The organism is Thermoanaerobaculum aquaticum, from assembly GCF_000687145.1.
Taxonomy (GTDB): Bacteria; Acidobacteriota; Thermoanaerobaculia; order Thermoanaerobaculales; family Thermoanaerobaculaceae; genus Thermoanaerobaculum; species Thermoanaerobaculum aquaticum.
Genome location: NZ_JMFG01000040.1, coordinates 1 through 24,123 on the forward strand (window position 1 = coordinate 1; position 24,123 = coordinate 24,123).

Below are 24,123 nucleotides of genomic sequence, written 5' to 3' on the forward strand. Positions count from 1 at the left end.
GATGCCGGCGGCCGCCAAGAGGCCAAGGGCGCCAAAAACCCTTCCCACTTTTCCAGCTCGCGTTGGCACGCTAAACAGCGATGCACGTGGTCCTGAAGCTCCCTGCCCGCTTCTCCAGCCAACAAAGCTTCCAGCTGCTCTTCCGTGAGGTGCGAAAAGCTCATGGCCATGCCTCCAAGACGCGCGGTCGCAGCCGCGCCAAAGCCCGGTGGAGGTGGGTCTTCACCGTGCCCACGTCCACCCCACCCAAGACCTGGGCAATGGCGGCCAAATCCAAGTGGGCAAAAAAGCGCAGCACAAACACTTCCCGCTGGCGATGGGGAAGCTCTTCCAGCGCCGCCAGCACCCGGGCAACCCCTTGTTTGGCCCGCAAAACCCGCTCCGGGTCGGCACCGGTTTCGGGAACCGGTAGAGGAGAAGGGTCCTCGTCCTCACGGTGGAAGGGGTTTTCCAGCGGCACAAAGGAGAGGATCTTACGGCGTCGTAAAAGGTCCCGGCAGTGGTTGACGGCAATGCGCGCGATCCACGGTGCCAACGGCGCTTCCCCGCGATAGGACTTGAGCCCCTTCAGGACCTTAACCATCACCTCTTGCACCGCGGCTTCCACGTCTTCCTCCGGCGGCAGCAACGCCCGACACATACGCCCAATGAGCGCCTCGTAAGCTACCAGCAACTGCTCGGCTGCGCCCAGGTTTCCGCTTTGCGCTTGGTTTACCAGTTCCCGTTCGCTTGCACCCACTGGCCGCTCCCACCGAGCTACCTCCGCCATAACTTTAAAGACGTGAAGGAGCCCTTGAGGTTGACAGTACCTCTTGCGGTGAAAACAAAAAAGGGCGGCCCTGCTACCAACTACCGGTTGCAGCCTTCACCACGCTGCGGCAAAAACGCCCTCAACGGCACCAACGCCTCAAGGCGAGGAGCAGCTACCGCCAGTGCCGGCGCAAATAGCGCAAGTAAAGCTCCTTGAAACGCTCCATTTCCGCATCAAAAACCGCTTTTTTGACCCCCTTGCTTTGCGTCACCTCCACCTGCACCCCTAAAGCTCGGTCAGCTTCCCGCACGAACCGCACGTGCATGAAAAACTCCGCCCCAAAATGAGGCACGAAAGCTTGCTTCAAGAACGAGGACACACCACCAGGAGGCTCGCTGCAGATGCCACCGGCTTCCGGGTCAAAGCGGTAGTGCACGGTAATGACCCCCTCTTTTGGCTCGTACCCAGCTTCACCACCCCTGGGTAATTGAAGGGATTGATCCTGCTGCACTCCTCTTGCATTTCTTGAGCAGCTCGCAGTGCCACTGCAAAGGCCTGCTCGTAAGGCAACGGTGGTCGTGATTGCTGCGCCACGCTGGACCTGCCGATGCCCAAACACGCACTCAAGGGAAGCACCGCTGCCGCGCAAAAAAAGCCCCCAGCGCCATGGGTTTTTCATGGTTTCCCTCCTTTCCTTAACCTTGAGCCAAAGGCGGAAAGGCTAAGAGCATTTCACCTGTACCTCCCCGCCATGGCCTGCCCTGCTTTTCAGCACCCTTCCCGAAGCATGCTTCATGGCGGCTTCCGCTTTCTCTCATCTCAAATTGTAACCAAAACCAGTTGACAACACCCCCCATCCCCGTGATAAGGGAAAGCTGTGCGTAGGCTTGAGCTGGAAACCTCGTGGGGCAAACTGCTGCTGGTGGGTGGGTCGCGCGCTGGCGAAGGCACCGTGTTGTTGCTCCCCCAGTTCCGTTTGGCACTGGATTCAGGCTTCCCTTTGCGGGCTTTGGTGCCCATGGAGCACGTGGTGGTGTCCCACGGCCATACCGACCACTTGGCCGGCCTTTTGCCATGGGCAGCTCAGCGCCAGCTACAAAATCTGGGACCAGCGCGGGTTTACGCCCTTGATCCCCTGGCCAGCCAACTGCGCCAGCTCCTCCAGCTCGGCGCCGCCATGGAAAACGGCAATCCTTACCCCGTAGAGGTGGAAGTCGTGAGCGAGGGGCAAAACGTGCACCTGCGCCCGGATTGCATGGTGCGTTTTTTTCTCACCAGCCATTGGACGCCCACCCTGGGCGTTGGGCTTTCCTGGACAAAACGGCAACTAAAACGAGAGTTTTCAGGCCTTCCGCCGGAGAGCATTCGCGAGTTGCGGCAAAAGGGTGTGGAGGTTTCGGAAACCGTGGAAACCCCGCTTTTGGCTTACCTGGCCGATACCGGACCGGAAGTACTGGAACGGCAAAGCTGGCTTGCCCAGGTGGAGGTTTTGGTGGTGGAGTGCACCTTCCTAAAACCCACCGATCGGCAACGCGCCCGTCGCTTCGGCCACATGCACTTGGAAGACCTCCGTGCGTGGCTTCCTTTTGCCCGCAACCGCCACTGGGTTTTGACCCACCTTTCCCGCCGCCACCGGCTGGGTCCCGGCAGCAAACTCATCCGCCAAGCCCTGGTGACGGAGCAGGGCCCGCGTGTGCACCTTTGTAACGTGGAGTGGCCTTAAGCCAGCACAGCTTGCACGGTAAAACCCACAGTGCCCGCGTAAAGTTCCTGCCCATTCCGGGCAAAGGCACGGTGCAGCAATGCCAAAGCCCACACCTCCCCTTGCGGCGAAGAAGCCAAAGAGGTAAGGCGCCCCACGGGTTTGGTGTTTTCCTTGGAAGTGAGCGGCCACGGCAAGGGCCCCATGGTCTTAAGCTTTTGGTCCGCCGCTGGGGCTGAAAGCCTCACCAGGAGGCGGTTCACGTGGCCATAGGTTGCCAGCCTCGCCACGGTCTCTTGCCCAACGTAGCAGCCTTTGCTTTGGGAAACCCATGGTTCTTTAAGGCCTACCTCTTGCGGCAAGACGTCGTCGGTGAGCTCCTTCCCCCAGGCGGGGAACCCCGCTTGTATCCGCGCCAGCTCCAGCTCCTCACGATCCGCTGCCCCCCGCTCATGCCCCACATCTGCCAGCACCACCCCTCCTGGCAAGCCCGAAAGGCTTTCGCCAAAAACGGGAGGCCCACCGGCGCCTTCCAAGCCAGAAGCGTGGCCAGCAAGCAGGGCATTTCGCCAGCCGGCCCCCACCAACACGGTCACGGGACCTGCAAAGGGAACCAAACGGCAGCGGGAAAACTGCAGGTAGCGTTGCAGTTGCTCCCAGGCCCGCTGGCCAAAACCCTGCGGCGCCAAAAGCCACACCTCCCCGTGCCAAAGCCCCACCGCTAAAAGCGCCCGGAACTGACCCTTGGGGTGCAAAAGCAAGGTTCCCCGCACTTCGCCGTGGGCAAGACCCCGCAAATCCGCTGATACGAGCTTCTGTAACGCCCCCACAGGGTCCGGGCCTTGAACCCTGGCCACATCCATCCTCCACGGTGCCCTCTGGCAAAGACCTGGCATCTGCAACTTCAGTGCTCCTCCCATCCGAATCCTGCAAACAGCAAAAGCGCCCCGCTCGTTCCCAGCTAGCTAAAAAATGTGGGACCTGAGCTTCTAATGTGGGACCCGCGATCCGTCGCGGGTTGCTTTTCTGTTAGCCGCCGCGGTGCGGCGGCCCCACAGCAGGAGCGCCGGCCCCGCTGAGGAAGATAGAGCAAATGTTTGGCAAGGTGGCCCAAGAATCTGCGAAACCCGCCTCTTGGCCACGTGCGGTGCGCTGGGGCGCTTGCAATTGGGCGGGGAGTTGGGCAAGCTCACGGGCATGGCGCCGAGGCCGTCGCTTGCGCGTTTTTTGTGGGCGCTTTTCAAAGTAGGGGTTACCTCCTACGGCGGTCCTGCCATTGTCGCCCAGCTGCGGGAAGAGCTGGTGGTGCGCAGGCAATGGGTGAGCGAAGAGGAGTTTGGGGAATCCCTGGCCTTCGCCCAGCTGGTCCCGGGGCCGGTGGTGCCGGCTACCGCGGCTCATGTGGCGCAAAGGCTCTACGGCCCGCCCCTGGTTTTCGTGGCTGCCATCGTTTACGCCCTGCCCGCCTTTGTGCTGATGCTGGCCTTGTCCGCGGCGTACTTTCGGTTTGGCAGCCTCCCCGCCGTGCACGCGGTTTTTCGGGGCCTGGGGCCGGTGATTGTGGCGATCGTGGGGTCCTCGTTGATTTCCCTGGCCCAGCCCGCTCTCCAGGACACCCGCGGCTTGCTCTTGGCGGCTTTTCTTTCGCCGCTGTTTTTCTTCCAAATTAACCCGGTGCTGTTGGTGCTGGCCGGGGCGCTTTTGGGGATCCTCGTCATGCCCAACCCCAAACAAATGCCAAAAGGCTCCCTTCCGCCCAAGGGAAGCCGCCGGCGAGGGCTGGCTTGGGGGCTTTCGGTGGCAGGGGCGCTGGCGCTTGTGCTTTTGGGCCTCGCCACCTGGCAACCCAGCGTGGCCCGCCTGGGCGCTGAAGTGAGCAAGGTGAGCGTCCTTGCCTTTGGCGGGGGTTACACCGCCGTGGCCCTCCTGTACCACGCCTTCGTGCTGACCCATCCCCCGCTGGTTTCCCCCCAGGAGTTCATGGACGGCTTGGCCCTGGGTCAGCTCACCCCGGGGCCGGTGGTGATCACTAGCACCTTCATCGGCTACAAGGTGGCGGGTTTCCTGGGGGCCTTGGTGGCTACCACGTACACGTTTTTCCCCCCCGCCTGTTTGGTGGTCACGCTGGCACCCCACTTTGCCCGGCTTCGGCAGTCCTGGGCGTTCCAGCGGGCGGTTCGCGGAGCGCTGGCGGCTTTTGTGGCCCTGCTCTTCCACGTGCTGGCGCAGGTGGCCGAAACGGCGTTGGTACCGCCATGGGCTGCCCCCGCCGCGCTTTTGGCGCTTCTCCTCTTGCGACGAGGGGTGCCGGTGCTAGCGGTGGTGGGAGCGGGAGCGGTTTTGAGCCTGCTTTTTCTTGCGTAACATTGCAGCGGGCCAGAGGTAAAAAAGGGCGGGTTGGAACCCGCCCTTTGTTTTCAGCAACGAAAAGCTCCCGTTAGAACTGCTCCAGGTACTGATCGCGCTCCCACTGGTGCACCACCGAGATGTACTGCTTCCACTCCTCCCGCTTGTTGCGCAGGAAGTTCTCAAAGATGTGCTCACCCAGAGCCTCGCGGATCACCCGGTCGCGCTCCAAGTTGTCCAGCGCTTCCGCCAGGTTGGCGGGGAGCTGCTTGATCTTGAGCCGGCGCTTTTCCCGTTCGGACATCTCAAAGATGTTGCGGTTTACCGGCTCGCCGCAGTCGAGCCCCCGCTCAACGCCGTCGAGCCCCGCAGCCAGCATAACCGCCAAGGCCAAATAGGGGTTGCAGGAGGGATCGGGAACCCGCACCTCGCAGCGGGTTCCCAGGCCGCGACGGGCCGGCACCCGCACCAGCGGCGAGCGGTTCTTTTCCGACCAGGCCACGTTCACTGGCGCTTCGTACCCGGGCACCAAGCGCTTGTAGGAGTTCACCAGGGGGTTGGTGACGGCACAAAAGGCCCGCACGTGGTCCAAAATGCCGGCAATGTAGCCCCGGGCCACCGCCGAAAGCTGGTACGGCGCTTTGGGGTCGTAAAACACGTTGTTGCCGGCAAAATCAAAAAGGCTCTGGTGGGTGTGCATCCCCGAGCCGTTCACCCCAAAGAGCGGCTTGGGCATGAAGGTGGCGTGCAGGCCGTGGTCCTTGGCTACCTTTTTCACCACGAACTTGAAATCCACCACGTTGTCCGCGGTTTTCAGCGCTTCGGCGTAGCGGAAGTCAATTTCGTGCTGGCCGGGGGCCACCTCGTGATGGGCCGCTTCAATTTCGAAGCCCATTTGCTCCAGCACCGTGACCATGTCCCGCCGGGCTTCTTCCCCTAAGTCCATGGGGGTGAGGTCAAAGTAGGCGCCCACGTCGTGGGTTTGGTGGTTGGGGCGGCCGTCGGGATCGCGGTGGAAAAGGAAAAATTCCGCTTCCACCCCCGCCATCATGCGATACCCGCGCTCGGCGGCCTTGGCGGCCACCCTCTTTAAGGCCTGGCGGGGGCAACCGGCAAAGGGTGTTTCATCGGGGTTGTAAATGTCGCACATGAGCCGGGCTACTTTGCCGTGAGGACTTTGCCAGGGGTAAATGCAAAAGGTGTCCAGGTCCGGCTTTAGGAGCATGTCCGACTCTTCAATGCGGGTAAAACCCTCGATGGAGGAGCCGTCAAACATGATCTCGCCGTTTAAGGCCTTTTCGAACTGCGACTCCGGCACCTCCACGTTCTTGATGATGCCGTCAATGTCGGTAAACACCAGGCGCAAGAAGTGCACGTCTTCCGCCCGGCAACGTTCTAGGATCTCCTTTTTGTCCACTTGAACCTCCTTTCGTGTACAATCGGCGTCATTCTATGGTCTTTCCAGCAGAAGTCAAGGGTCATTCTTGCAAAGTGAAATAAGATTAGTGCGCAAAGTGCAACTTTTGCTCGCACACCATAAAAACACTTACCACGCTTGTGCTGGCCTCTCCTCCCCGCTAAGCTTGCCCACCAGGAAGGAGGAAAGACCGTGGAAACCACCAAGAAGAGCTTGCCGGAAAACGCCTACCGTCCCCTCAAGCCTGGAGAAACCTACCAGCCGCTGGTCCCCGCCTCAGCCCAGCTCCCCGAGTTCACGCCCCGCTCGGTAATTTTGGGCATTCTCATGGCCGTGCTTTTCTCCGCCGCGGCCGCATTTCTAGGGCTGAAAGCGGGACAGGTCTTCGAGGCAGCCATCCCCATTGCCATCATCGGCGTGGGCGTGGGGTTTTTGTTCCGCCGCAAGTCCACCATCCTGGAAAACGTCATCGTCCAGTCCATTGGTGCCGCGTCTGGACTGGTGGTGGCCGGGGCCATCTTTACCTTGCCGGCGCTTTTTATCCTGGACCTCCCGGTTAACCTGGGGAAGCTCTTTGTGGTGTCGCTTTTGGGCGGCGCCCTGGGGATTCTCTTCCTGATTCCCTTCCGCCGCTACTTCGTGCGGGAAATGCACGGGGAGTTCCCCTTCCCCGAGGCCACCGCCACAACGGAAGTGCTGGTGGCCGGGGAAGCCGGCGGCAAGCAAGCCAAGGTACTGGCGGTGGCGGCCGCCATTGGTGGGCTTTTTGACTTCATCATCATCCACCTGGAAGGGTGGGCCGAGGTGTTTACCTCCCGGGCCTTGCCGGTTTTTGCGGGACTGGCCGAAAAGGCCAAGCTGGTGTTCCGCTTTAACGTTTTGGCTTCGATTTTGGGGTTGGGCTACATCATTGGTTTGAAGTACGCGCTGATCATTTGCGCTGGCTCTTTTGTTTCCTGGTTCTTGCTGGTGCCGCTGGTGTCCTACGTAGGGGCGCACCTGCCGGTCACGTTGCCGCCGGTGACCGATGGCACGCTGATTGGTTCCATGTCCGCGGAAGCGGTGTTCCGCAGCTACGTGCGGCACATCGGCATTGGCGCCATTGCCGCCGCCGGGCTTATGGGTATTTTGCGCTCCTGGCGGGTGGTGGTGAAGGCCTTTTCCATGGGGTTTGCCGAGCTCACCGGCAAAAAACACGGTGCGAGCAGCGAGCGCACCGACCGCGACCTGCCCATGGGCCTGGTGCTGGCGGGTTTGTTCGTGGTTTCCCTGGTTTTGTGGGTGTTCTTCCGCTTTTTCGTGGTGAGCGGTGAGCCCCGCCCCACCACCCTTTCGCTCATTGCCCTGGGCATCGTGGTGGTGATTTCGTTCCTGTTTACCACGGTAGCCGCCCGGGCCATTGCCACTGTGGGCACCAACCCGGTCTCGGGGATGACGCTCATGACCCTCATCCTCACCTCGGTGCTGTTGGTGGAAGCCGGTCTTGCCGGCCCGGCGGGAATGCTGGCCGCCCTGCTCATCGGCGGGGTGGTGTGCACGGCTCTCTCCATGGCCGGTGGGCTCATCACCGACCTCAAGATCGGCTACTGGATTGGCGCCACTCCCGCGGTCCAGCAGAAGGCCAAGTTCCTGGGAACGATCTTTGCTGCAGCTACGGTGGGCGCGGTGATCTTCCTGCTCAACCAAGCCTACGGTTTCGTGCCCTCGCCGGAACACCCTGCAGACAAGGTTTTTGCCGCACCCCAGGCCAACGCCATGGCGGCCGTGATTAAGACGCTCATGTCCCGGGAAGAGGTGCCCTGGCTTTTGTACGGCATTGGCATGCTGGTGGCTGTAACCATGCAAATGATTGGCGTTCCCTCCTTAGCCTTTGCCCTGGGCATGTATATCCCGCTCGAGCTCAACGTGCCGCTGGTGGTGGGTGGGCTCATCGCCCACTGGGTGAAGGCTTCGGCTAAGGACAACGAAGCGTTAGCCCAGGCTCGAAGCACACGGGGAACGCTCATTGCCTCCGGGTTCATTGCGGGAGGCGCGCTCTTCGGGGTCGTGGCGGCGCTTCTCAAGATGATCAACATCTGGACCGGTGCCAACACCGGAATCGGCGGGTTGGCCGTGGTTCCACAGGGCCTGGCCGGGCTTTTTGGGGCATCCCCCGAGCACACCGCAGAGGTGTTGGGGATTCTGGCTTACATCGGGCTCTGCGCCTACATGTACTGGGACGCCAAGCGAGCGGAAAGCTAGCGGCCGGGGCCTTCGCCTTCCTTAGGGGCAGCCTCCGGGGTGGGGGCTGCCTTGAGGGTTTCTGTGGGGCCTGGGGTGATTTGCTGCCAGTTCAGGGAAAAGATCACCTGCTTGGGCGGCTCCGAAGCCTCTACGGTCACAGGCACCGTGAACTGCTGGCCCGGCTGCACGATGCCTGGATAAGAAGCCGAGCCAGTGCCCAGCGCTTTCCCTTCGGCCATGGCGCGAACCGCCACTGCCACGTTTTGCACCGGCGCCTTGCCCTGGTTCACGAGATTTGCGGTGATTTCCCATTTCCCTTCACCGGCTTCACGTCCCGACCACCCCAAAACCACCACCCCCTCCTCCCGGGCGGGGCTTTCCGCCGCTTTCTCCTCGGCAGGAGCGCCTTCTTCACCGGCCGGAGCCACCTTTTGCACGTCAGCATCGGTCACCACAGCAGCAGGAGTACCGGGCTTGGCCACCGCTTTGGCGAAGGGGCTGCGGGGAGGTTCGGGTTTGGCCGGCGGCTGAGTGGCTACTGGCTGGGCGTTGGCGGCGGCTGTGGCTTGGAGGTCCACCGCTGTGAGCGGGTAGCTGGCGCGCTTGCCGTTTGCCAGGGTCACCACCACGTAGTTGCCCTTTTGCTCGTAGGAAGCCACCTCAAGCTTCTTGCCGCCTTTGAGCACCACCACTGCGGCCCAAGAGCTCACCGCAAAACCAAAGGTGACCAGTGCCAAAAGCCATCGCCTCATCGTCCACCTCCCAGACTTCCAGCACATTGTAACCCCTCATGAGGTGCCGCCCATAAACGAAAAGCCCCGGGTTGCCCCGGGGCTTGCATTGCTCGCTTTGAAGCTTCGTCACTCGAGCACAACCAGGGTCACGCGGCGGTTCTTGGCGCGGCCTTCGGCGGTCTTGTTGTCCGCCACCGGCTTGTACTCGCCGTAGGAGATGGCGTTCATGCGGTGCAGCGGCAAACCGTGCTGCATGTTGAGGTAGCGAACCACGGCGTCAGCACGGGCCTGGCCCAGCTCCAGGTTGTACTTCTCGGAGCCAATGGAGTCGGTGTGGCCCTGCACCTCGATGTACACGTTCTTGTTTTCGGCCTTCACCTTCTGGGCAAAAGCATCCAAAGCCGCCTTGGCCTCAGCAGAAAGATCGCTCTTGTTGAAGCCAAAGTGTACCGCGTCGTCGGACAGGGTCACCTCAAACAGGAACTTGCCCTTGGCCAATTTGCCGGCCTCTTCGGCGCGGGCCAAAGCTTCCTTGGCGGTATCGGACAGCTGGGCAATCTTGGCGTTTTGCTCGGCATCCGACTTCTTGAGGTTAGCCACATCCATTTGCGTGGCTTCCACCTGCTTTTGCACCTCGGAAATCTTCGCCTCGGTGACCTTCTGCGCCTGCGCGACTTGCTCCTGCACGTACTCCTTGGTGGCGCAGCCGGTTCCCCACAGGGCCACGCCCACGACCACGACCAAAACGACCCATGTTCTTTTCATCTTCGCCCCTCCTTTTTAGGCACGTTGTGGTTCTCGTTCCAACCCTACTCCCTCAGTCTCAGCGAGTATAACACAACCAATTCCGCCCGCTGTCAACCCCTTACGGCAACGTTCCCCGGTAGCCTTCGCGCGTCACTACGGTGTAAGGCCCCTCCACCCGAACGGCAATCTTCCGCCACTTGACCTCGCCAACCCCCGACGGGGTAAAGGCAATGATGTACCGCTGGGAGAGCTCCCTCCGCAGCTCAGCCGCTTGTGCCCGCAGGGCCTCCAGCTTGTCCACCCGCATATAGCGACCCCCTGTAGCCTGGGCAAAGCGGGCCAGCACCTGCTCGTAGGTTAAACCTTCCTCCGTTTGTCCCGGGGGCGGTTCAATGCCAAAGACGTAAAGCGGGTCCTGGAGGTTTTCCAGCGTCATCAGCGCCCCCTCGGCGGTCAACTGCGAAGCGGTGTCCACGCCGTCGGTGAAAAGCAAAGCTGCCCGCCGCAAGGCCCGAGCTCCTTCAAAAAAACGGGGAGCCACCGAAAGCACGTCGTAAAGCGCGGTGGTCCCGTAGCCGCTGAGGCGATCCAAGAGCGGGGGAAGCGCTGCGGGATCGGCCCCTAAACGCAACCGGCGGTGCACCTCACCGGCGCCAAAGGTGATGAGGCTCACCTCATCGCCGGGTTTGAGCGCCGCCAAGAACTCACCAATGGCCGCCCGCACCTGCGCCAACCGGCGGCCGTTCATAGAACCGGAGGTGTCCACCACAAACACGTACGCGATGGGAAGCCCACCCTCCCGCCAAAAGGAGGTAATGGGGAACTCCATGCCGTCCACAAAAAAGCGGAAGGCTTCCTTTTCCAAGTGGGCCACCAGGCGTCCCTTGCTGTCCCGGACCGTGACCGGCACTAAAACGGTGGTGACCTCCGCTTGATCGCGGAACGCCTGGCCTTCTTGCCCCCGGGCTTCACCCCCAAAGGCGAAAGCCCACAGGCAAAGGCCAACGCTTAAGGGTTTCAAAAGACGAAGGAAAGGCCCAGAGCCACCTCGGTGAAGGTGATCCAGTTGTCTCGCCGATCGCATTCGTCCCACCAATCGCAGCGGTCGCTATCGCCCCCCACGTGCACCGAGTGGCCACGCCAGTCAAAGCGCAAGGCCAGCTCGGGCGTGAAGAACACCTTGAACCCACCGCCAAAGTTGGCCACAAAGCGGGTGTCGGAAGAAGCGTTCCCAAAGTTGGGGTCCAGGTGCATGGCGCCAATTCCCCCTGCCAGGAACGGCACCACCCGCCGGTGGCCAAGGCTCCCCTCCACCCCCACCTCAAAGGTGGTGAGGTTAATGTCGCCAATGGTGGACTTACCGCCGAAGAGGTCCCCGCGACCGGTGACCAGGTCGGCGTTTTCCCGGAAGAGGGCAAAATCCAAGGCCCAATTGGGGGCAAAACGGTAACCCAAACGCACACCGTAAGCGGGAGCGTCGTCCACGGTCACGTCAAAATTGAAAGTCCGGGTGACCCCCCGGGCGATGGTGTCCCCCAGCCAGAAGCCCACGGTGGGGGTGAGCTCCACGCTCCCCACCGCTTGTGCCCCGGCCAGCGCCGGAAGAAGCAAAACCACAGCAAACAAAGCCAGTTTCTTCATGACTTCCCTCCTCGGCCACGCTTTTCAGCGAGAAGCTCGGCGGCAAGCTTCTTCAAATCCCGCATCCCCTCCTGGGAGTACCCCGGATAGGCACGCACCGCCTTGCCTTCCTTGTCCAAAACCAGCGTAAAGGGAATCGTGCCAATACCCAAAGCCCGCTCGGTGGCGGGGTCCACAAAGTAAACCGGCAGGGTCAGCCTCATTCTCTCGATGAACGCCGGCACCAGCTGCCGGTACTCGTCCACGCTCACCGCCAGCACCATGAGCCCCTTCCCCCCCAGCTCGTTGTAAAGCTTTTCCAGCTCTGGAAGCTCCATCCGGCAGGGACCGCACCAGGTAGCCCAGAAGTTGAGAACCACCACCGTCCCGCGGAAATCCGAAAGCTTGGAGGGGTTGCCCTGCAGGTCGTAAAGCTCCAGATCGGGAAAGTCCACCCGCTCACCGGGGCCCGCAGCAAAAGCGGCTGCTGCTCCCAATGCCGCTATCAACAGCCAGAAAACCAGACCTTTTCGCATCGGGCCATGCTAGCACAAGCGCCGCGCTAGCGGGTGATGTCACGCACCACCAGGTAAAGCCCAGCGGCAATGAGCAGCACCGGCCAGTACGTACGAAACGCCACCACCACCTGGGGATCAAAGAGCCCCTTGATTTGCGGCAGGACCGCTACTCCCGCCAGCACGCCACCCACCACCAGCGGCCACCAGCGCAAGCCCAAACCCAGCACCAAAGCCAGGAGGAACAGCAAAATGAAGCCGCCACCCAATCCCAAAAGCTGCCAGCGCACCACACCGAACCCTTCCACCCCGCGGTCCCCCAGAAGCATGCCGGAGCCCAAACCCAAAAGGATGCACCCCGGCACCAGCGGGCCAAAGGTTCTGGCAAACACTCCGTAAAGCGCTAAAGCGCCGCCAATCGCCAGCAAGACCGCCGGTCCCTGGGACACCACATGCATTCGCGCCAACAACAGCGCTGCCCCAATTGCGGCCAAGACCAAACCCAAAAACAACCGGCTGCTGCCCCTCTTTGCCATCGCTGCCTCCAAGCGAGGATTCTAAAGCAAGCCTAACGATGCGCCGCCATCCACCGCCAGGGCCACACCGTTAATGAACGCTGCCGGCTTGGACGCCAAGAACACAACTGCCGCTGCAATCTCCTCGGGCTTACCCAAACGGCCCACCGGTGTCCCCGCCACCCACCGGCGGAACACCTCCTCCACCGCCATCCCATCCCGCTGGGCCACGTGAGCTGCCAGCACCTGCAAGCGCTCGGTGGCGGTGTACCCGGGGCACACCGAGTTGAACGTTACACCCGAACCCGCCTCCTCCCGAGCTAGGGTCTTGAGGTAACCCCACACCGCCGCTCGCAGGGAGGAAGAAAGCACCAACCCCACTTCGGGCTGGCGGGCGGAAACCGAGGTGATGGCAATCACCCGCCCCCAACCGGTGGACTTCATGGCCGGCAACGCCGCCTGCACCAGCTCCACCACCGGCTGCAGGAGCAGCTCATGGGCCCGGGAGAAATCGGCCGTGGTGGCGTTGGCTGCGGGCAAAGCAGGGGGGCCACCGCCGTTGGCCACCACCACCAGAGGCGGCCCAAACCTGGAAGCGGCTTCCTCGTACGCCCGCGTGGCCCCTCCGGGTTGGCTTAAATCGGAAGCCACCGCGTGGACCCTGCCTGGGGCTTCCCGCTCCAGGCTTTCCCGGGCCGAAGCCAGCTTCTCCCCCCCACGGGAAACGATGGTCACCAAGGCCCCTTCCGCCAGGAAGGCCTTGGCACAGGCAAAACCCAAGCCGGAAGAAGCTCCACCTACCAGCACCGAAACTCCTGCAAGTCCCAAGTCCATACCTTCCCCCGTTCGCAACACTTTAAACGCATCCGCGGGGAACTGGTTGCCAGCGGGTGACGGGCGCCACTGGCGGGGGAAGCGCAGGTAACGTATCATGGCGGCGGGAGCGGGTATGTTTAAGCAGAAAACCCTGTTTTTCGCCCTTTTCCTTGCCAGCAGCGTGGTCTTGGCGGCAGCGCCCCAGGACACCGCCTTCTTCGACAAGGTGAGCCCCACCCTTTGGGCGCAAGCCAGCGCCAACCCGCAAGGGGAGGTGGAGGTCATCGTGGGGCTGCAGCTTCCCGAAGTGCTGGAAGACCAGCCCAAACCCTTTGCCCGGGAGCGGCTTTTGGCCATCGAGGCGGCCGGCCAAGCGGTGGCGCAAGAGGTGGTCACGCTGGGCGGTCGGGTGCTGGAGCGCTACAGCCATATCCCCGCTGTAGCGGCGGTGGTGCCGGCGGTGGCACTGCCCTACTTGGCGGCCCACCCCCAGGTGCGGCACCTGGGTCACAACTGGAAGGTCAAGGCCTTTGATGCCGAAGGCGAAGCGCTCATGCGCGTGCCGGAAGTTCGGCAGCTGGGGTACACCGGGGAAAACGTGGGGATTGCCATCCTGGATAGTGGCGTTAACTACAACCACAGCGAGCTTTCCCCCGGAGGTACAGACGCTTCAGCCAAAACCGTAAAGCTTTGGGATGCCATCAACAACGACGACGATCCCATGGACGACAACGGCCATGGGACATCGGTGGCTAGCGTCGCCGCCGGCAAGACGCTGGGTGTGGCCCGGGCCGGCCGGGTGGTGGCGGTGAAGGTGCTCGACGCCGAGGGGAGCGGTTCCGGAACAAAAATCCTTTCCGGGCTCAACAAGGTCTTGCAAAGCATTACCAGCGGCAACCCCTACAACATCAAGGTGGTGAACATGTCCTTGGGCGGGTACGACGATACATCCTGGCCTCCAGGCGCCGGCACTTGCGATTCCCTGGACACCACCACCTTCACCGCTTTTCAGGACCTGCGCAACGCTGGTGTCTTGGTGACCGTGGCCGCCGGCAACGGCGGCTGCACCACAGGAGTGGCTTGGCCCGCCTGTCTTTCCAACGCTTTGGCGGTAGGCGCCGTCTATGACGACACGTTCTTCGGCATCGGTTTCGGCGAGGGCCAGTGCATGGCCGGTGGCTGCACCGAGCTTTTGGTCAACGCCGACGACGTGACCTGCTACTCCGATTCGGGAGAAAAGCTCGACGTGTGGGCGCCAGGGAGCGAAACTATGGCGGCAGAAATGAGCGGCGGTTCAGCCGCTTTTCACGGCACCTCGGCGGCGGCGCCCTACGTGGCCGGTGTAGCGGCGTTGCTCTCCCAAGCCGTACCCACCCGCACGTCTGACCAGCTTTTTGCGGCCATCCGGAACACCGGCAAGCCGGTCACCGACAAGCGCAACAACATCACCCGCAACCGCGTGGACGCGCTTCAGGCCTTACAGGCCTTGCAAGGGGGCAGCGGTGGTTCAGCCTTTACGTACTACCTCACCGGCATTGCCCGCTGGCCAGGTTTTCCCCCGGCTTACTGGTACTCGGACGTGGCCGTCTTTAACCCCGGCAGCTCTTCCGCCACCGTGAAGATGACCTTCCTTTCTTCCACCACCAGCTTGCAGCCGGTGGAGTTTACCCTGGCCGGAAAAGCGCAGGCAGCGTGGAAGGACGTGCTGGCTCAGGCCTTTGGCTTCAGCGGCGAGGCGGTGGGTGCCATCCTGGTGGAAAGCTCCCAGCCGGTAAAGGCGTTGGCCCGCACCTACTCGCAGGTGAACGTGCAGCAGCAAAACGGCTCTCTGGCGTTGGGGACCATGGGGCAGTTCATCGAGGGCATTGAAGTGGGCAAAGCCCTCACCGCCAACCAGGTGGGTTACCTAGTGAACCTGCGCTCCGACCCGCCGTTTCGCACCAACGTGGAGTTTGTCAACGTGGGTCAACAGCTGGCCCAGGTGGAGGTGCGCTTCTTCACCAACAACGGGACACCCATCACCACCGTAAGCCTGGATATCCCGGCACAGCGGCGGGTACAGCAAGGAAGGGCCCTGCCCGACGGGTATCAAGCGGCCTACGCCGAGGTGCGGGTCCTTACCTCCGGCGGCAAGGTGATTGGCATTGCTTCGGTGGTGGACGGCAACTCCACCGATCCCACCACCATCCCGCTGTGGGTTCCTTAAGCGGGCTTTTCCCGCTCCAGGAAAAGCCGGGTGAAGTTGGCATCGGTTTGCGCCTCCAGCTCGGCAAGGGTCACCTGCCGCTCCTGGGCCACCCGTTCCGCCACCACCCGCACCCAGGCGGGACGGTTGGGCTGGCCGCGATGGGGCACCGGCGCCAGAAACGGAGCATCGGTTTCCACCAAAAGCCGCTCTTGAGGGCACGCCCGGACCGCCGCTCGGACGTTTTCCCCTTTGGGGAAGGTCACCATGCCGGAAATACCCACGTAAAGCCCCATCCCCACCATGACCCCGGCACCTTCCGCCCCTTCGGTGAAGGAGTGAGCCACACCGCGGATGCCCGGATGCTCCTGCAGCACTACCACGAAATCCCCCCAGGCCTCCCGATGGTGCAGCACCACCGGCAACCCTGCCTCCTGGGCCAGCCGCAGCTGCCAGCGAAAGGCCTTGAGCTGGTCTTCCTTGGGGGAGTTCATGTAGTGGTAATCGAGCCCGATTTCCCCCACCGCCACCACCCCGGGAAGCGCCAAAAGCTTTTCTAGTTTTGCCTTCCATCCGGAGTCTAGCTCGCTGGCTTGGTGGGGGTGAAACCCCAAGGCCGCAAACACACCGGAGTCCAGCTCCTCGGGAAGGTGGGCCACCTCTTCCAGGTCTTCCCGCCCGGTGGCCGGCACCAGCACCCTGCTGACCCCCTGCTCCTGCGCCTCGTCAAGCAAGAGGCGCCTTTGGTCCTTTGGGAACATGCTCAAATGCGCGTGGGAATCGGTCATGCCTCCCCTCCGCAAAAAGCATAGCGCTTGCCCCACGCGCCAAGCTTTGCCACCATTAGCCCATGGGCGAACGAATTGCGGTGGTGGTGGTGGGAGTGGGTCATCTGGGGAAGCATCACCTGCGTTTGGCGTCCACGCTGCCCTTCTGGCGCTGTGTGGGCGCTTTTGATACCGATGCTTTCAAGCTCGAACAGCTCTGCCGCGAGTACGGTGTGCCCCCGCTCCGCTCGCTGGCGGAAGCAGCAGAGCTGGCCCAGGCGGCCATTGTCGCCACCCCCACCGTCACCCACCGGGAGGTGGCCGGGCTTTTCCTCACGCAGGGCAAGCACGTTCTGGTGGAAAAACCGCTGGCCGCCAGCGTTGCTGAGGGCCAGGAACTGGTTACGCTGGCGCGGGAGCATCGGGTGGTGCTGGGTGTGGGGCACGTGGAGTACTTCAACCCGGCGGTGCAAGCGCTGCTCGCCCGCCACCCCCGCCCCCGCTATCTGGAAACCCAGCGCCTTTCGCCCTTTACCCGCCGGTCGCTGGACGTGGACGTGGTGCTGGACCTCATGATTCACGACCTGCACATTGCCCAGGCCCTCAACGGCAAAAGCCCCATTGCCGAAATTCGCGCGGTGGGGGTGCCGGTGCTTTCCAGGCAGGTGGATTTGGCCAACGTCCGCGTGGCCTTCGCCAACGGGTGTATTGCCACCCTCACCGCCAGCCGGGTCTCCTCGGAGCGGGTGCGCAAGCTCAGGCTCTTTGAGCCGGATGCCTACTTTTCGGTGGACTACGCCGAGCAAACCGTAAGCGCCTACCGCTTGGACCGCAGCGGGCCGGAGCCGCAAATCCTGCCGGTGCCGGTGGAGGTCACGAAAGCTGAGCCTTTGGCGGAGGAACACCGGGCCTTTGCCGCGCGCATCCGCGGCGAGGAGGGGCCCTTCGTCACCGGCGAGGAGGGGCTTTTGGCGCTTACGGCCGCCCGGGCCATCGTGGAGGCCATCGGCACCCCTTGACACCCGGGCCTTCCGGGCCGAAATTTAAAAGTGCCAATTGGCCGCGGGCGTTCAACGGGTCTTGCAACCGCGTCAAAGCCTGCGAAGACCCGGGCGGTCTTCCGCCAAGCCGAAACCCCGGATGGTCCGGGGTTTCGCTGTGTCGTGCTCCTCACGTGCCGGCGTTAACTGCGACCCTGGCTCAGCCCACCACCTTCCGCACCATCTCCTCGATGACGTTGCCGTCCAGCTCCTCCAGCTCGTAGGTCACTTCGGCAATGGGCTTGTTCACCTTCAAAATGCGGGTGAGGTCAATGGGCGTGCCCTCCACCACCACGTCGCAGGGCGTGGCGTTGATGGTGGCTTCCAGGTCGGCAATTTGCTGGTCGGAGTAGCCCATGGCCGGGAGGATGGCGCCGGCGTTGGGGTACTTCAGGTAGGTTTCGGCAATGGTGCCCACCGCGTAGGGTCGCGGATCCACGATTTCCGCGGCCCCATGGGTTTTGGCGGCAAACCAGCCGGCCCCGTAGCTCATGCCGCCGTGGGTGAGGGTTGGGCCGTCTTCCACCACCAGCGCTCGCTTGCCGGTAATGAGCTCGGGCTTGTCCACGGAAATCACCGAGGCGCACTTGATGACCCTGGCCCTGGGGTTGAACTTCCGGCAGTTGTCCAGAACCTCCTGCACCTTCACCGGGTCGGCGGTTTGCACCTTGTTCACGATGAGCAAATCCGCCATGAGGAAGTTGGTTTCGCCGGGGTAGTAGGTGAGCTCGTGCCCCGGACGGTGGGGGTCCACCAGGGTAATGTGGAGATCGGGCTTGAAAAACGGCGTGTCGTTGTTGCCACCGTCCCAGAGGATAACGTCCGCTTCCTTTTCCGCTTCCCGCAGGATCACCTCGTAGTCCACCCCCGCGTACACCACAAACCCGTTGTCAATGTGGGGTTCGTACTCCTCCCGCTCTTCGATGGTGCAGTCGTGGCGGTCCAGGTCCTCGTAGGTTTCAAAGCGCTGGCAAACCTGCTGCGCCAGATCCCCGTAGGGCATGGGGTGACGCACCGCCACCACCCGCTTGCCCAGCTTCTTCAAGATGCGGGAGACGTAGCGGGTGGTTTGCGACTTGCCCACGCCGGTGCGCACCGCGGTGATGGCAATGACGGGCTTTTTGGAGCGGAGCATGGTGTCCCGGGCCGAGCAAATGCCGAAATGGGCGCCCCAGGCCACCACGTGCGAGCCCTTGTCCATCACGTACTGGTGGGACACATCGGAGTAGGAAAACCACACCTCGTCCACGTCGTGCTGCTTGATGAGGGTCTCCAGCTCTTCCTCGGGAAAAATGGGGATGCCGTGGGGGTACAGAGGCCCCGCTAATACCGGCGGGTAAAGGCGCCCCTCGATGTTGGGGATTTGGGTGGCGGTGAAGGCCACCACCTCCACGTCGGGGTTGTTGCGGAAAAGGCAGTTGAAGTTGTGGAAGTCCCGACCGGCAGCACCCATGATGATGACTTTCCGTTTCGGCATACCTTCCTCCTAAAAACGCGGGATTTCGGCTCCCGCGTTTGGCTTTACTCCCACTCAATGGTGCCGGGCGGTTTGGAGGTTACGTCGTACACCACCCGGTTGATGCCCCGCACCTCGTTGACGATCCGCCGCGCCACCCGGTCCAGAAAATCCCCGTCAAAGCGGTACCAATCGGCGGTCATGAAGTCCTCGGTGGTGACCGCCCTCAGCGCCACCACGTTTTCGTAAGTACGGGAGTCCCCCATGACCCCCACCGAGCGCACCGGCAACAGCACCGCCAACGCCTGGGCGATCTCCCGGTAAAGCCCGGCCTGGCGAATTTCCTCCATGAAGATGGCGTCCGCCTTTTGCAAAAGCGCCACCCGCTCCGGGGTGACCTCTCCCAGAATCCGCACCGCCAGCCCCGGACCGGGGAAGGGCTGGCGGTACACGAACTCCTCGGGAAGCCCCAGCTCCAACCCCAGCCGCCGCACCTCGTCCTTGAACAAAAAGCGCAGCGGCTCCACCAGCTCGAACCCCAGCTTCGCCGGAAGCCCCCCCACGTTGTGGTGGGTTTTGATGGTGGCCGAGGGCCCCTTCACCGAGGTGGACTCGATCACGTCCGGGTACAGCGTCCCCTGGGCCAAAAAGCGAGCCTGGGGGAACTTCCTGGCCTCCTCCTCGAACACCGCGATGAACTCGTGCCCGATGCGGCGTCGCTTTTCCTCGGGGTCCTCCACCCCGGCCAGCGCCGCGAAGAACCGCGGAGCCGCGTTCACCCGGTGCACCGCCAGGCCGTAGGCGGCGAACCGCTCCATCACCTTGTCCCCCTCCCCCAGGCGCAGCAGCCCCGTGTCCACGAAGATCGGGATGGTGCGATCCCCCACCGCCTCCCGGCACAGCAGCGCGGTCACCGTGGAATCCACCCCTCCCGAAAGCGCCACGATCACCTGCCCCTGGCCCAGGCGCTGGCGGATCGCCTCCACCGCCTCCTGGCGCAGGCTCGCGGGGGTCCAGTCGCGCTTGGCGCCGCAAAGGGCCAGGAAGTTGTCGAGGATCTTCTGCCCCAGGGGCGTGTGGTGCACCTCCGGGTGGAACTGGATGCCGAAAAGCTTGCGCTCCTCCCAAGCCATGGCGGCGTGGGGGGCGCTTTCGGTGCGGCCCACCAAGCGGAACCCCTGGGGGAGCCGGGTCACCTCATCCCCGTGGGACATCCACACCCGCTGCCGGGGGGGCAGACCCTCGAACAGCGGGCAGCTGGCTAGGAGCTCCAGCTCGGCAGCGCCGTACTCGCGCCTGCCGGCGCTGGCCACCTCCCCGCCGAAGAGCCGCGCCATCACTTGCTGGCCGTAACAGATCCCCAGCACCGGCACCCCCAGCCGGAAGATCGCCGGGTCCGGCTCCACGGCGTCCTGGTCGTACACCGAGGCAGGACCGCCGGAGAGGATGATGCCGATGGGCTGCCGCGCGGCGATCTCCCGGGCGGGCAGGTTAGGGGGAACGATCTCGCTCTTGACCGAAAGCTCCCGCACCCGGCGGGCGATGAGCTGGGTGTACTGGGAGCCAAAATCGAGGATCAGAACCGTTTCATGGGCCGTCATACCGCCCCGCCTCGCGGGGCAGCTTAGCTTAGCAACTTGCCAGCGTTTTTGCCAGCGGCCCCTGCCCACCTCCGGGACCAGCCTCAGGGGGTGGGTTAGAATCCCGCCTCGGAGGGGTCGTGTCGCTGGAGCTTGCCCGGGAGGTGCTCACCACCGAAGCCCAAGCGATCCTGCGCTTGCGGGACCGCTTGGACGACTCCTTCCTCCGGGCGGTGGAGCTCCTGGCCTCCTGCCGCGGCCGGGTGGTGTGGACCGGCATGGGCAAATCCGGCATCATCTGCCGCAAGCTCGCCGCCACCATGGCTTCCACCGGCACCCCCGCGCTGTTCCTCCACCCCGCCGAGGCTATCCACGGCGATCTGGGGATGGTCACCGGCGAGGACCTGGTGGTGGCGGTCTCCAACTCCGGGGAAACCGAGGAAATCGTTCGGCTCGTGGAGCTTCTGAAGCGGCTTGGCGTGGGGCTCATCGGCATCTCCTCCAACCCCAACTCCACCTTGGCCCGCCACGCGGACGTACACCTCTGCCTCTGGGTGGACCGGGAAGCCTGCCCCCACAACCTGGCCCCTACCGCCTCCACCACCGCGGCCCTGGCGTTGGGGGACGCCCTGGCCATGGCGGTCTCGGTGCGCAAGGGGTTTTCCCCCGAGGACTTCGCCCGCCTCCACCCCGGGGGCAGGCTGGGCAAGCGCTTGCTCACCGTGGGGGAGCTCATGCACAAAGGCGAGCAAATCCCCGCTGTCGCTCCGGACACGCCGATGAAAGACGTGATTTACGAGATGTCCCGCAAGGGGCTGGGGATCACCACGGTGCAGGACCGCGAAGGCCGTCTTTTAGGGGTGATCACCGACGGCGACCTGCGGCGGCTCATGGAGCGCCACCCGGATCCCCTCAAGCTCACCGCGGGAGAGGCCATGCACCCCGGAGGAGTCACCATCCCCCCCCAGCAGCTGGCCACCGAGGCGCTGCGCTTGCTGGAGGCCCGGCGCATCACCTCGCTCATCGTCACCGACGAAACCTCCCGGGTCCTGGGCGTGCTGCACCTCCACGACCTCTGGGGCGTGGGGCTGTTCTGACCAGCCGCCCTTCCCAGCACCCAACGCGCAGCGCACCGCGGCGTGGCCAGGCGGACGGTACGCGGCGCGGCGGCGAGCTGCAGGCGCCAAACGGCGGAGCTAGGCTGGGGCGAACCCCTCCTTGCCCACCAGCGGCACGAAGCTCGCGGGCCCGAAGCGTTCTTCGGTGAAGCTCTCGCCGTGCCGGGTGATGCGCACCAGCTCCTGCTGCCGCCGCTCCCCCACCGGCGCCACCAGCCTGCCCCCCTCCGCCAGCTGCTCCAAAAGCGGCGGGGGCACCGCGGGTGCAGCGGCGGTGAGGAGAATCGCGTCGTAGGGGGCATGGGCTTTCCAGCCAAGGCTGCCGTCCATCACCTGCACGGTAACGTTGGCAAGGCCCAGAAGCGCCAAGCGCTTGCGGGCCTGGGTGGCGAGGGCGGGGATGCGCTCCACGGTGAACACGAAGCGGGCAAGCCGCGCCAACACCGCCGCCTGGAAGCCCGACCCGGTGCCCACCTCCAGCACCCGGTCGCTGGGCCGCACCTGGGCCAGCGCGGTCATCCGCGCCACCACCGAAGGCTGGGAGATGGTTTGCCCGAAGCCGATCTCGAAGGCGAAGTCCTCCCAGGCCCTGGGGGCGAACTGCTGGGGGAGGAAAAGTTCCCGAGGCGTGGCGGCCAGCGCTTGCAGCACCCTCTCGTCGGCGACCCCCGCGGCCCGAAGCCGCGCCAGCAACTGCAACAGAGGCACCGGGAGCGCCGCCGCTCTCATGCGGGCAGGTCCCAGGAGGCAGCGTCCTGCAAAAGGCTCAAAAGCAACCCTTCGTGGGTCATGTCCAGCTGCAGCGGCGTCACCGAGGTGTAGCCCTCCGCTACTGCCAGGAAATCCGAGCCGGGGAGCGGCTCCCACACCGGATCCCCCCCGCCGATCCAGTAGCACACCCGGCCCCGGGGGTCGGTGTCCTCCACCACCCCCTCGGTGTACCGCCGCTTGCCTAGGCGGGTGAAGCGCAGCCCCTTGGGGGGGCGCGGAGGCACGTTCACGTTCAAAAGCGTGCCCTTGGGAAGCCCCCGCTCCAGCACCAAGGCAGCCAGGTGCCGCGCCACCCGCCCCGCGGGCACGAAGGAAAAATGCTCCCCCAGCACCTGGGAAACCGCGATGGCGGGGATCCCCATGATCGCCGCCTCGAACGCCGCGGACACGGTGCCCGAGTAGTGCACGTCGTCCCCCATGTTGGCGCCGAAGTTGATCCCGGACACCACCAGATCCGGCGGGTGCTCCTTCATCACCTGGCAAATCCCCAACGTCACGCAGTCCGTGGGGGTCCCGTCCACCGCGTAGCGCCGCTCGGAAAGCCGGGTAAGCCGCAGCGGCCGGTGCAGCGTGAGGGCGTGGGAAACCGCGGAGTTCTCCCGGTCCGGGGCCACCACCCAAACCTCCCCCAACGTCTCCAGGGCATCCGCCAGCACGTGGATCCCCTCGGAGTGGTACCCGTCGTCGTTGCTCACCAAGATCCGCACCACGGCCAGAGTATAGCCACCTCCCGCTGGCGCACCCGAAGCTGCCCCGCTGCCCGGCCCCACCCGCTTCCAGGCGCGGACCGGGATCAGCCATGGGACCGGCGCCGCAGCTCGCAGGAGGCGGCCATCGCCAGCTGCAGCGCAACGCTTCTGCTGCCGCCCTCCCCGGGCAGGCCATTCGCCCCCCTCACCCGCTGCCTTGACACCCCCCCGGTAGGCGCTAGCATTGGACTGGGGTGCCTATGCCGGTGGTGAGCATTTCCCCGGTGCTGCGCGATCGCCTTTCGGACTGAGGCGCCGAGGAGCTGGTGCGTCTTTTGTCCCTGGTGGAGGAAAGCTCTAGTCAGCAGGCCTTGGCCCTCGCCGAAGAAGGCTTCGCCCGGCGCCTGGCGGAAACCGAAATGCGCTTCGAGCGCCGTCTTGCGGAAGAACTGGGGGCGGTGAACGAACGGCTCACCGCTTTGGACAAGCGGCTCACCGAGGAGGTAGCAAAAGTTCGCACCGAGCTCGCCGACGTCAGAGCCGACATCCTCAAGTGGATGTTCCTCTTTTGGATCGGCCAAGCCGCGGTGATGGCCACCTTGCTCTCCTACTTCCGTCACTGAGGTGCCGCAAGCCCACGTGCGCCCGCTCCCCTCGGCTCCGGGCTGCGCCCGCACCGCAGCAGCGCTGCAGCATCAGCTACCCAGCCAAGCACCCAAAAGCCTGTCAACTCGCCACTGCCCCCGCCGCCGACGCCACCGAAAGCCCCTGGGGAAAACGCCCGCCTCTCTCAACGAGCCGCGGCGCAGCCCCCGGGCTATTCCACCAGCCGCGCCAAGACCCTCCATACCCAACAGCTTTTTTCCTTTTTGCAACCTCACGCGTTATCGCTCTGTCCGTGCGAAGTTCCCCGACAGGGCACTTCATCCGGGAAAACTGCTCAGCCCCGGACGCTGCCATGGCCATCGCCCGCTCGCGAGACGGCGTGAGCCAAAGCGCCGCGCGCCCATCCGGATCCACGGCGTTGAGGGGGTTGCCGCGGACGTAGGCGTAGAGGTTGAAACTCTGGGGCTGGGCTGGATTGCCCCGCACCGGATCCGGCGAGAGGAAGCGAGCCATGGAGGGAAAATA

General features: G+C 63.9%; 24 protein-coding genes. 7 read left to right on the top strand and 17 right to left on the bottom strand.

Annotated elements, in window-relative coordinates; translation table 11 throughout:
* Window positions 1-160: 160 nt before the first annotated feature.
* Both EG19_RS11665 and EG19_RS11670 read right to left on the bottom strand, forming a co-directional pair.
* Entirely contained in the window at window positions 161-739 is a 579-nt protein-coding gene (locus EG19_RS11665; protein WP_053335280.1) for an RNA polymerase sigma factor, read from the bottom strand.
* 184 nt (window positions 740-923) lie between these two features.
* Complete coding sequence (locus EG19_RS11670; RefSeq protein WP_161685608.1) at window positions 924-1,187, bottom strand: hypothetical protein; 264 nt, start codon at window positions 1,185-1,187, stop codon at window positions 924-926.
* A gap of 441 nt (window positions 1,188-1,628) precedes the next feature.
* On the opposite strand from EG19_RS11670, the gene EG19_RS11675 reads away from it, so the two are divergent.
* The gene (locus EG19_RS11675; protein WP_038050527.1) at window positions 1,629-2,474 is read left to right on the top strand and encodes an MBL fold metallo-hydrolase; all 846 of its coding nucleotides are present in this window, start codon (window positions 1,629-1,631) and stop codon (window positions 2,472-2,474) included.
* Here the strand turns inward: EG19_RS11675 and ygfZ are convergent.
* Entirely contained in the window at window positions 2,471-3,310 is an 840-nt protein-coding gene (gene ygfZ / locus EG19_RS12960; protein ID WP_161685611.1) for a CAF17-like 4Fe-4S cluster assembly/insertion protein YgfZ, read from the bottom strand. The genes EG19_RS11675 and ygfZ overlap by 4 nt on opposite strands.
* 340 nt (window positions 3,311-3,650) lie before the next feature.
* Here ygfZ and chrA point away from each other — a divergent pair, with 340 nt between their 5' ends.
* Window positions 3,651-4,817 (top strand): chromate efflux transporter, encoded by a 1,167-nt coding sequence (chrA, locus tag EG19_RS11685; RefSeq protein ID WP_152544053.1) that lies wholly within the window; start codon window positions 3,651-3,653, stop codon window positions 4,815-4,817.
* Between the two features lie 73 nt (window positions 4,818-4,890).
* Here chrA and glnA read toward each other — a convergent pair whose 3' ends face one another.
* Window positions 4,891-6,216 (bottom strand): type I glutamate--ammonia ligase, encoded by a 1,326-nt coding sequence (gene glnA, locus EG19_RS11690; RefSeq protein ID WP_038050530.1) that lies wholly within the window; start codon window positions 6,214-6,216, stop codon window positions 4,891-4,893.
* A 192-nt stretch (window positions 6,217-6,408) separates the two neighbouring features.
* Between glnA and EG19_RS11695 the strand changes: the two genes are divergently transcribed.
* Entirely contained in the window at window positions 6,409-8,457 is a 2,049-nt protein-coding gene (locus tag EG19_RS11695; RefSeq protein ID WP_038050531.1) for an OPT family oligopeptide transporter, read from the top strand.
* On the opposite strand, the gene EG19_RS11700 is transcribed toward EG19_RS11695, so the two are convergent.
* The 7 genes from EG19_RS11700 to EG19_RS11730 all read right to left on the bottom strand — a co-directional run bounded on the left by EG19_RS11700 (window position 8,454) and on the right by EG19_RS11730 (window position 13,404).
* Window positions 8,454-9,191 (bottom strand): FxLYD domain-containing protein, encoded by a 738-nt coding sequence (locus EG19_RS11700; protein ID WP_038050532.1) that lies wholly within the window; start codon window positions 9,189-9,191, stop codon window positions 8,454-8,456. The genes EG19_RS11695 and EG19_RS11700 overlap by 4 nt on opposite strands.
* Window positions 9,192-9,299: 108 nt before the next feature.
* A complete protein-coding gene (locus EG19_RS11705) occupies window positions 9,300-9,938 on the bottom strand; it encodes an OmpA family protein (RefSeq protein ID WP_038050533.1) in 639 nt (212 codons plus the stop codon).
* 100 nt (window positions 9,939-10,038) lie between these two features.
* Entirely contained in the window at window positions 10,039-10,941 is a 903-nt protein-coding gene (locus EG19_RS11710; RefSeq protein WP_038050534.1) for a VWA domain-containing protein, read from the bottom strand.
* A complete protein-coding gene (locus tag EG19_RS11715; RefSeq protein WP_038050536.1) occupies window positions 10,938-11,561 on the bottom strand; it encodes an outer membrane beta-barrel protein in 624 nt (207 codons plus the stop codon). Before EG19_RS11715 ends, EG19_RS11710 begins: the two co-directional genes overlap by 4 nt.
* Window positions 11,558-12,076 (bottom strand): TlpA family protein disulfide reductase, encoded by a 519-nt coding sequence (locus tag EG19_RS12965; RefSeq protein ID WP_053335282.1) that lies wholly within the window; start codon window positions 12,074-12,076, stop codon window positions 11,558-11,560. Before EG19_RS12965 ends, EG19_RS11715 begins: the two co-directional genes overlap by 4 nt.
* A 26-nt stretch (window positions 12,077-12,102) precedes the next feature.
* The gene (locus tag EG19_RS13480) at window positions 12,103-12,591 is read right to left on the bottom strand and encodes a hypothetical protein (RefSeq protein WP_038050538.1); all 489 of its coding nucleotides are present in this window, start codon (window positions 12,589-12,591) and stop codon (window positions 12,103-12,105) included.
* Window positions 12,592-12,612: 21 nt separating this feature from the next.
* Window positions 12,613-13,404 (bottom strand): SDR family oxidoreductase, encoded by a 792-nt coding sequence (locus EG19_RS11730; protein ID WP_038050540.1) that lies wholly within the window; start codon window positions 13,402-13,404, stop codon window positions 12,613-12,615.
* A 115-nt stretch (window positions 13,405-13,519) separates the two neighbouring features.
* On the opposite strand from EG19_RS11730, the gene EG19_RS11735 reads away from it, so the two are divergent.
* On the top strand, window positions 13,520-15,592 hold the full coding sequence (locus tag EG19_RS11735; protein WP_038050541.1) for a S8 family peptidase: 2,073 nt from the start codon (window positions 13,520-13,522) through the stop codon (window positions 15,590-15,592).
* Here EG19_RS11735 and EG19_RS11740 read toward each other — a convergent pair.
* Window positions 15,589-16,359, bottom strand: a complete 771-nt coding sequence (locus EG19_RS11740; RefSeq protein WP_038050543.1) for a TatD family hydrolase — start codon at window positions 16,357-16,359, stop codon at window positions 15,589-15,591. The two genes, EG19_RS11735 and EG19_RS11740, sit on opposite strands and share 4 nt — an antisense overlap.
* A 62-nt stretch (window positions 16,360-16,421) precedes the next feature.
* Between EG19_RS11740 and EG19_RS11745 the strand changes: the two genes are divergently transcribed.
* Window positions 16,422-17,357, top strand: a complete 936-nt coding sequence (locus tag EG19_RS11745; protein WP_038050544.1) for a Gfo/Idh/MocA family protein — start codon at window positions 16,422-16,424, stop codon at window positions 17,355-17,357.
* A gap of 181 nt (window positions 17,358-17,538) precedes the next feature.
* Here the strand turns inward: EG19_RS11745 and EG19_RS11750 are convergent, their stop codons facing one another.
* Together EG19_RS11750 and guaA are read right to left on the bottom strand one after the other, a co-directional pair.
* On the bottom strand, window positions 17,539-18,855 hold the full coding sequence (locus EG19_RS11750; protein WP_038050545.1) for a cyclic 2,3-diphosphoglycerate synthase: 1,317 nt from the start codon (window positions 18,853-18,855) through the stop codon (window positions 17,539-17,541).
* A gap of 44 nt (window positions 18,856-18,899) precedes the next feature.
* Window positions 18,900-20,435: a glutamine-hydrolyzing GMP synthase gene (gene guaA / locus EG19_RS11755; RefSeq protein WP_038050546.1), complete on the bottom strand. Its 1,536-nt coding sequence runs from the start codon at window positions 20,433-20,435 to the stop codon at window positions 18,900-18,902.
* Window positions 20,436-20,554: 119 nt separating this feature from the next.
* Here guaA and EG19_RS11760 point away from each other — a divergent pair, with 119 nt between their 5' ends.
* On the top strand, window positions 20,555-21,511 hold the full coding sequence (locus EG19_RS11760) for a KpsF/GutQ family sugar-phosphate isomerase (protein ID WP_038050547.1): 957 nt from the start codon (window positions 20,555-20,557) through the stop codon (window positions 21,509-21,511).
* Window positions 21,512-21,610: 99 nt separating this feature from the next.
* Here EG19_RS11760 and EG19_RS11765 read toward each other — a convergent pair whose 3' ends face one another.
* Together EG19_RS11765 and surE are read right to left on the bottom strand one after the other, a co-directional pair.
* Window positions 21,611-22,261: a protein-L-isoaspartate(D-aspartate) O-methyltransferase gene (locus EG19_RS11765; protein WP_053335283.1), complete on the bottom strand. Its 651-nt coding sequence runs from the start codon at window positions 22,259-22,261 to the stop codon at window positions 21,611-21,613.
* Complete coding sequence (gene surE / locus EG19_RS11770; protein WP_038050555.1) at window positions 22,258-23,010, bottom strand: 5'/3'-nucleotidase SurE; 753 nt, start codon at window positions 23,008-23,010, stop codon at window positions 22,258-22,260. The genes EG19_RS11765 and surE overlap by 4 nt, the downstream gene beginning before the upstream one ends.
* 308 nt (window positions 23,011-23,318) lie before the next feature.
* On the opposite strand from surE, the gene EG19_RS11775 reads away from it, so the two are divergent.
* Complete coding sequence (locus EG19_RS11775) at window positions 23,319-23,615, top strand: CCDC90 family protein (protein ID WP_038050548.1); 297 nt, start codon at window positions 23,319-23,321, stop codon at window positions 23,613-23,615.
* Window positions 23,616-23,718: 103 nt separating this feature from the next.
* Here the strand turns inward: EG19_RS11775 and EG19_RS11780 are convergent.
* Window positions 23,719-24,123: RHS repeat-associated core domain-containing protein (locus EG19_RS11780; protein ID WP_200867162.1), on the bottom strand; the 405-nt coding region annotated here is incomplete at its 5' end.